Origin of the sequence: Spiroplasma sp. hyd1 (assembly GCF_016082235.1) — a bacterium.
Taxonomy (GTDB): domain Bacteria; phylum Bacillota_I; class Bacilli_A; order Mycoplasmatales; family Mycoplasmataceae; genus Spiroplasma; species Spiroplasma poulsonii.
Genome location: NZ_JXYY01000052.1, coordinates 1 through 7,933 on the forward strand (window position 1 = coordinate 1; position 7,933 = coordinate 7,933).

At 33.0% G+C, this 7,933-nt stretch carries 8 protein-coding genes and 1 pseudogene; all 9 read right to left on the bottom strand.

The genetic code is table 4. The features are described from left to right. Positions 1-176: 176 nt before the first annotated feature. Positions 177-1,376 carry a fructose-specific PTS transporter subunit EIIC gene (locus TS70_RS07855; RefSeq protein WP_308699454.1) on the bottom strand — a complete coding sequence of 400 codons (1,200 nt, stop codon included), beginning with the start codon at positions 1,374-1,376 and terminating at the stop codon, positions 177-179. A 6-nt stretch (positions 1,377-1,382) separates the two neighbouring features. Further along, the gene (locus tag TS70_RS08675; RefSeq protein ID WP_241460595.1) at positions 1,383-2,141 is read right to left on the bottom strand and encodes a fructose PTS transporter subunit IIA; all 759 of its coding nucleotides are present in this window, start codon (positions 2,139-2,141) and stop codon (positions 1,383-1,385) included. Positions 2,142-2,166: 25 nt separating this feature from the next. Next, positions 2,167-2,868: a DeoR/GlpR family DNA-binding transcription regulator gene (locus TS70_RS05265; RefSeq protein ID WP_241460596.1), complete on the bottom strand. Its 702-nt coding sequence runs from the start codon at positions 2,866-2,868 to the stop codon at positions 2,167-2,169. A 73-nt stretch (positions 2,869-2,941) separates the two neighbouring features. After that, positions 2,942-4,798: a translation initiation factor IF-2 gene (infB, locus tag TS70_RS05270; RefSeq protein ID WP_198049623.1), complete on the bottom strand. Its 1,857-nt coding sequence runs from the start codon at positions 4,796-4,798 to the stop codon at positions 2,942-2,944. 17 nt (positions 4,799-4,815) lie between these two features. Further along, entirely contained in the window at positions 4,816-5,127 is a 312-nt protein-coding gene (locus tag TS70_RS05275) for a L7Ae/L30e/S12e/Gadd45 family ribosomal protein (RefSeq protein ID WP_198049624.1), read from the bottom strand. Positions 5,128-5,129: 2 nt separating this feature from the next. Further along, positions 5,130-5,405, bottom strand: a complete 276-nt coding sequence (gene rnpM, locus TS70_RS05280; protein WP_040094010.1) for an RNase P modulator RnpM — start codon at positions 5,403-5,405, stop codon at positions 5,130-5,132. 19 nt (positions 5,406-5,424) lie between these two features. After that, entirely contained in the window at positions 5,425-6,843 is a 1,419-nt protein-coding gene (gene nusA / locus TS70_RS05285) for a transcription termination factor NusA (protein WP_198049625.1), read from the bottom strand. A gap of 18 nt (positions 6,844-6,861) precedes the next feature. Then, the gene (locus TS70_RS05290) at positions 6,862-7,344 is read right to left on the bottom strand and encodes a ribosome maturation factor (protein ID WP_040094015.1); all 483 of its coding nucleotides are present in this window, start codon (positions 7,342-7,344) and stop codon (positions 6,862-6,864) included. Between the two features lie 413 nt (positions 7,345-7,757). Then, positions 7,758-7,933: pseudogene (locus TS70_RS08855) on the bottom strand (IS30 family transposase); the annotation flags it as partial.

Genomic DNA, 7,933 nt, shown 5'->3' on the forward strand with positions numbered 1-7,933 from the left:
TATTTTAATAAAAAAGGGTATCGCAAGAAGTCTATTATAAAAACCCAAATTATTGGGTTTCTACTAATAAATTTAACTTGCTAACGTAATTTTTTTCGCTTTTAAGGCATGCATTCTTCAAAAACCAAGAAGTAAAGCACTAATAAAGCTACCAATAATTAAGGCAACAACAGAAATTAAAACTGCCACCCCAATTGAAGCACCATGGTTACTAATTGTAAACCAGTTTTTACCATTGTCTTGAATTTGTAATAACGGAAAGACAAAGAGAGTCCACCGTGCGGTGCTGCTAAAGTTACTCCAAACCCACTCACAATTGCCCCAGAAACAGCACTTCCAACCATAATTGATGGAATTGTTCGTTTTGGATCTGATGCAGCAAATGGAATAGCGCCTTCTGTAATAAAGCAAGCTGCTAAGAATCAGTTGGTATTTCCTTGTTCGACATCTTTTTTAGTTCAATATTTTTTAAACATTCTCGTACATAATTCTAATGCTAATGGTGGTACCATTCCTGTTAACATTGCGGCGGCCATAAAGACGGTTCCCCCATTGGTTGAACGAATTCCGGCATAAACATTTTGGGTTGCATCAATTGTTAGTGTCCCAAAGACATAAGCGGCTTTATTAATTGGTCCTCCCATATCGGCGGCCATCATTAACCCAATAATGATTCCAATTAAAGCACTTAAATTATAATCCGCAATTGCTTTTAACCCTTCTCCTAGGCCATAGTTTAAGTAACCTAAGGGAATATTAAGGCCAAACATTAAAACACCAGCTGCTAATGCGGTTAATACGGGAATTAAAACAATGTCACGAACCCCCCGTACTGATGGATGAAAACGAGCAAATCCTTTTTGGCACCCATAAACAACAAAGGCAACAAGATATCCTCCAATTAAGGCCCCAAAAAATCCCGAATTAAAGTTAGAGATTGAATCGGGGAATAAACGCCCCCATGTGTTAGCTCATCCTGTTTTAGTTGAACTATCATATAACATTCCTGGCGCATTTGCAATTAACCCCGCGGTCATCCCTGGTAATAATCCTTGGGGACCAACAATCGAGTAACAAACATAAGCCCCCAAAATTGGGACCATCATCCCAAAAATAACTTTTCCTAAACCCGAAAATCAAGCGGCAATATCTCGGGTTATTCCAAAATTACCCCCAGTATTACCCGAATCTAATAGAAATCCAATTCCTAAAATAATTCCCCCGGCAACAACAAAGGGTAACATTCGCGATACCCCCCCCAGCAGGTTTTTAGTAACATCTTTAAAGTTTTTTAAACTTAATTCTCCAACTTCATCAGCGCCACTTTTACTAACTTTTCCAACAGTTAAGCGTTTTCCAACAAGAGCATCATTGATAACCTCTTAACCATGATAAATAACATCTTTTGTACTTGTTTCCAAATATGAAACACCATTCATTCGGTCCATCCCAGTAATTTTTTTATCAATGCCAAGGATAACTGCTTTTGCGTTTGCAATATCCGTGGCGGTTAAAACATTTTCATTACCACCACGGCCTTGAGTCTCCACTTTAATTGTTAACCCCATTGCTTTTGCTGCTTCTTCCATTTTTTCTTTTGCCATAAAAGTATGCGCAATTCCGGTTGGACAAGCTGTAATCCCAACAACATCATAATAACCATTAGAATTTGGTTCTGTTTTATTTTCTGCTGCTGGTTCAACAAAAGCGGCAATAATATCAGCAAAACTTTTTGCAGCCCGAATTTTAACAACAACTTCACTTTTTCCTAAAAAACTAGCAAGCTGCGCTAGTGCTTGTAAATGTTGTTCGCCCCCTTTTTCTGGGGTTGTAATCATAAAAATAACATCGACTGGTTTTTGATCTAAGCTTTGTCAATTAACCGCCTTTTTAAGGGTCATAATTGCAATTGCTGGTTTTGTAACACTACTACTTGAACAATGGGGAATTGCTAAACCATCACCAACTCCGGTTGGACCTTCTGTTTCACGTTTTTCTAACGCATTAATTAATTGTCCTTTATCAGTGACAATTTTACTATTTTCTAACGCTTCTGCTAAGGTTTCAAAAACCGCCGTTTGATCCTTAACTGCCGTTTTTAAGAAGGTTGTTGTTTTGGTAAAATAATCAATTATCTTCATAATTATTGCTACTGCTTCCTTTCTCTTAATTTGTAATAATTTCAACTTCTGACTGTGAAGCAAATTTTACTGATGATCTGACGTTAAATTTTGACTTGTCAGCTAGAACATAACTTTTGCTTGCACATTTAATAACCTCCGCTTTAATCATTGCTTCTTCAGGATCAGTTGTATATAAATTCGCACCGCTAATCCCATTAACCCCTAAGAAAGCACAATCAAGGTGATACTTTTGCAAGGTGCTAACTGCTTCTCATCCAATTAAAGCCCCTGTTTGGTGCTTATACTTACCACCTAAAACATAAACATTATTAAACCCTGCTAAGGCTAGTAATTTGACATGAAAAATGGAATTTGTAATAATAACTAAGTCATCATCTGGTCGCATTAACTTAATTAACGCTAATGTTGATGAACCAGCATCTAAATAAAGCCACATTTTTGGTTTGATTTTTTTAACTGCTTGTTGCGCAATTAAATATTTTGCTTCAGCATGGTGCTGAATCTTTTCGTTTAATTGTTCTTCTAACCGAAATTCACGGACTTTTTGCAGTTTAACCCCACCATGAACACGCTTTAATAACCCTTGTTGTTCCATTTCTGTTAAATCCCGACATAAGGTTGTCGGTGATAACTGTAATTTTGTAATTAAATCATTAACAAGTACTAAGTGTTGTTCATCTAAACAAGCTAAAATTTTTTCTCATCGTTGTTCTTTTAACATCATCTGACCATCCTTATTATAACTCCTTTGTAACCAAAAACAACCAAAAATAACATAAAACAACCCAAAAAAACTGCTACTTAGTAACAGCTTTCTCAATATATGCTTCAATCACATCTTGTTCTTTTAAATCATTATAATTCTTAATTGTTAACCCACATTCAGCACCAACTTTTGCTTCTTTAATATCATCTTTAACATGTTTTAATGAGGCTAATTCACCATCATAAACAATAACCCCATCACGTAAAATACGTACTCGTGATTTACGTGGAATTACTCCATCTGTGACATGACAACCAGCAATTGTCCCAATATCAGAATGATGGAAGATTTGACGAACTTCTGCTTGCCCTAAGACTTCTTCAACCATTTCAGGATCTAACATTCCTTCAGCTGCGGCAATAATTTCTTCGGTTAACTTATAAATGATGGTATGCAAACGAATTTCCACTCCTTCATCTTCGACTTTTTTCCGCACATGCGCAGTTGGACGAACATTAAAACCAACAATAAAGGCTTGACTTGCTAATCCTAAAGTAACATCACTTTCGGAAATCGCCCCAACAGTTGCTCGTAAAACATTAATTTTAACTCCCACAATATTAATTTTTTGTAAACTTGATTTAACTGCTTCAACTGTTCCTTGGGTGTCTGCTTTTAAAATAATATTAATTTGTTTTAATTGTCCATCTTTAATTTGTTCAGATAAACTTTCCAACGAAAAAACTTGATTTTTATAACGCTTATTAATAGTAACCGTTGCTTTTCGTTTTAAGGCAATTTCACGGGCTAATTTTTCATCACGAAAGACCATAAAACGATCTCCCGCATTGGGAACCTCATTTAAGCCATAAATAATAACGGGTGTTGAAGGTTCCGCTGTCTTAATTTTTTTGCCACTTTCATCAGATAAATCACGAACATACCCAAAAATACATCCTGCTACTAAAGCATCTTTAATATTTAAGGTTCCTGATTGAACTAATAAAGTTGCAACTGGTCCTAACCCACGATCTAAATGCGATTCAATAACAGTTCCTAAGGCAAAACGATTTGGATTAGCTTTTAATTCCATTAAATCAGCCATTAGTAAAATTGTATCTAATAACTCATCAATCCCTTGGTTTTGTTTTGCACTTCCTTTAACGTAAGAAACTGTTCCCCCCCATTCTTCAGGAGTTAAATCTTCTTGTGATAATTGCATCATAACATTATCTAAGTTTGCTCCGACTTTGTCAATTTTATTAATAAAAACAATAATCGGCACTCCCGCTGCTTTGGCATGATCAATGGCTTCTTTCGTTTGTAACATTACACCATCATCAGCAGCAACGACTAAAACAACAATATCTGTTACCGCACTTCCACGAGCTCGCATTTGGGTAAAAGCTTCATGGCCCGGGGTATCAACAAAAGTAATTTTTTCATTATTTTTAGTCTTAATTTGATAAGCGCCAATGTGTTGGGTGATTCCCCCATGTTCAGTACTAACAACGTTCGTATTACGAATTGTATCTAATAACGTTGTTTTCCCATGATCAACATGCCCCATAATTGTTACAATTGGGGGTCGTTTTTCTAATGATGTATCATCATCATTAACTTCAAAACTCTCAATTAAGTTTTCGTGTGTTACTGATTTTTCACGTTTAAAATCTAACCCAAACTCTAAACATAATTCCCCTAATTGGTCTTCATTTAAATAAGTATTTTGATTTAACATAATCCCTTTTGCAAAAAAGTACTTAATAATTTCACTAACGGGTTTACTAATTTTTTCCGCAAATTCAGCAATTGTTAATGTTTCGGCATAAACAAAAACCCCCTCATTAATATGCGCTTCAACTGTTTTTAATTGTGATTGAATTCGATGACGCTGATTTTTTGCTAATGATTTTTTATTTGACTTGTTATTTTTTTGATTATTCATCTGTCCCTCCTCCTTTTTTATTCTTCCTGATTTGTTAATAAAGTAAGTAAACTTTGTGCAAGATGACGATCACTAATCCCCAGGGTTTTAACATTCTCGGTTCCTAATGCTTGCTGAGTTAATGTTGGTTCAAGACATTTAAAATAAGGGATATGATAATAAAAACATTTTTGTTCATATTTTTTTGCTTGGGTTGCTCCCCCATCAATACTATTTAACACCAAAAAAATTTTTTGTTGTTTAATTGCTGTTAATAAAAGTGCTCCTGTTACTAGTTTTCCGGCCTTTTTTGCTAAACCTAGATAACTATAACCTTTCTGCTGTAACATTTTTAATCTCACCCTTCGTTAATTTCATGATATAACATATCATAAAACTCGTCAGTTAACTTTACTTTTAAAGCACACTCTAATGCGTGATTTTTTTTTGCTTTTTCATAAATCTCTAACGTTGGTCGCAAATAGGCCCCCCGTCCATTTGCTTTTCCCGTTGGATCAATGATGATTTCCCCAGTTGGCGTTTTCACAATCCGTACCAATTCTTTTTTTGGTAACATTTGTTGTGAAACAACACATTTTCGCAATGGCGTTTGTTTCTGGTTTACCATTTGTATCCCTCCTAATTAATTATTTATCTTGATTATAATAATCATCGTAATCATCATAATTAATTTCTTCATCCTCATCTTGACTTTCTAATTGTTCATTTTCAAAATAAGAAATGTTTTTTTCAATTTCTTGAATTTCTTCGGCTAACACTTCTGGCGCAGCTTCCGATAAATCATCAACTTGATATTCTTCTTCATTAAGAATCATTGTTTCTTCGGCCATTTGTTCTTCAATAATTTCAAATTCTTCAACTGGTAAATCTACTGTCATTTCAACCGTTGGGACTGAGGTGTTTGTTAAGTATTTTCCTTTAATTTTATCTTTTAACTTAACTTGTAAAGCAGTCAATTCTTCACTTGTTAAATTTCCATTTCATAAAATTTCAATTTGGTTTGTTAACGCTTCGCTATAACTCATAATGTTTAGTTTTCATTTTGTTAACTTCGCTACTAATTTAGCCGCACTCCCACCTTTTCCAATTGCTAATGACAATTGTTCATCAGGAACGACAACATCAGCTTCTTTGCCCTCATCATTAGTTGTAATTGAAATTACTTTAACTGGTGATAAGGAATTAATGATAAATTGTTGACTATTGTCATCATAAATACAAATATCAATTTTTTCATCTTGTAATTCAGCAGTGACTTTATTAATTCGACTACCCCTACTTCCGACACAAGCGCCAATGGGATCAATGTTTTCATTCGTACTATAAACAGCAATTTTACTACGGCGACCAGGGTCACGAGCAATTGCTTTGACTTCAATTACCTGTTCAAAAATTTCAGGAATTTCACGTTCTAGTAAACGATATAAGAAATCATTACTTGTTCGTGAACCAGTAATTTGCCCGGCATTTTTTGATTTAACAATATCTTCCGCTAAAAAAGTAATTTGTTGTCCAACTTCATAATTGTCAGAAAAAATTAAATTGCGACGAGAAATGTAGGCAAATGTTCGTTCAACTTCAACTAATAAATATTTTTCTTCTGCCGCAATAACAATTCCTGTCATCAAATGTCCTTTTTGCGCAATATATTCATCAAAAATTGAATCTTTTTCGGCTTCTTTAATTTGTTGTTTAATAATTTGACCAACTTGAAAAATTGCTAACCGTGAGAATTCTTCTGAATTAACTGGTTCATAAACTTTATCATCAACGGTAATTTGCTCACCATATTTTGTTTTTGCTTCCTTTAAACCAATTTCTAACAAATCATCTTCAACTTTTTTAACAACTGCTAATTCTTTTTCAACTTTGATTTGACCTGTCTTTTGATCAATATCAACAATAATTGTTGCTTCTGGATCAAAATGTTTTTCATAAGCCTTTTTAATTCCTTCTTTAATTGATTCCAAAATTAAATTGCGACTAATTTGTTTTTCATTAACAATTTCATCAATTGTTACTAATAGTTTTGCACCATCAATCATGCTATAATATATCCTTTCTTAAAATTTAACTGCACAACGCGCCAATTTAATGTTTTGATAAGTTGTTTGTAAGGTTTTGCGAGCCCCTTTTACAAAATAAGTAACCGTTATTGTTTGTTTTTCATCAACTGCTGTTAATTCACCACTAACTGCTGTTAAATTATTAACTTTCTCAATAAATTCAAAATAAACATAACGCTTAACTTGTTGTTGCACTTCACCCCAATTTCGTAATGGTCGCTCAGCACCTGGTGTTGAGACTTCTAACAAGTATTCTTCTACAAACAAATGAAGTTCATCAACTAAATGATTAATTTCTTCACTAATAATTGTTAACCGATCTAAATCAAGCACTGTTGTTTGATCTTCAATTAATATTTGCACAACATTAGTTCCAAAATCTTGTAAGTAATTAATTGCAAATAATGTTAAATTTTGTTTTAATAAATAATTTTCCAAAGCTGTTTTTAACTGTGCTTGCTGTTTAGTAAATTCTGCCATGCAACACCATCCTTTCTTAAACTATCATAATTAAAATTGTTGGCATTAAAGAAAGAGCACAATTGTGCTCTTTCTTCTCCTTTTTTAATTACACAATCATTATAATACTTTATTAATAAAAATGCAAATATTTATAAGAAAAAGATAGAATAAAATATTTAATTAAATACAAAAAATCATTAAATTTAATAATTGTAATAAAAATAGAAGAATATGAATAAGAATTTTAAATCTCAGTATTTAATTTGCTAAACTATTTATAATGTAAAGTAAAGATGCAAGTAGGACAATTAGCCCTTATTAATTTGATAATATATCTTTTATTAAAAAATGCAACTATTTTTTTAAATTATGTAGTTATTTCAGCACCACAAAAAATGATTTTTGTTAAAAATCTAAAATTAATAATTTAATTACTGAATATTTTGTAAAAATACCTCTTTGGAGGATAATCAGCCCAAACTCGGTCGTGGTTTCTCATTAATAATTTTCATAACTTTATTAATTTCTTTTTGAGTAATTTGATTAGAATCAGTTCCCTTAGGTAAATATTCTCTAATATCTCTATTCATTTTTTCAACTTTCGGTT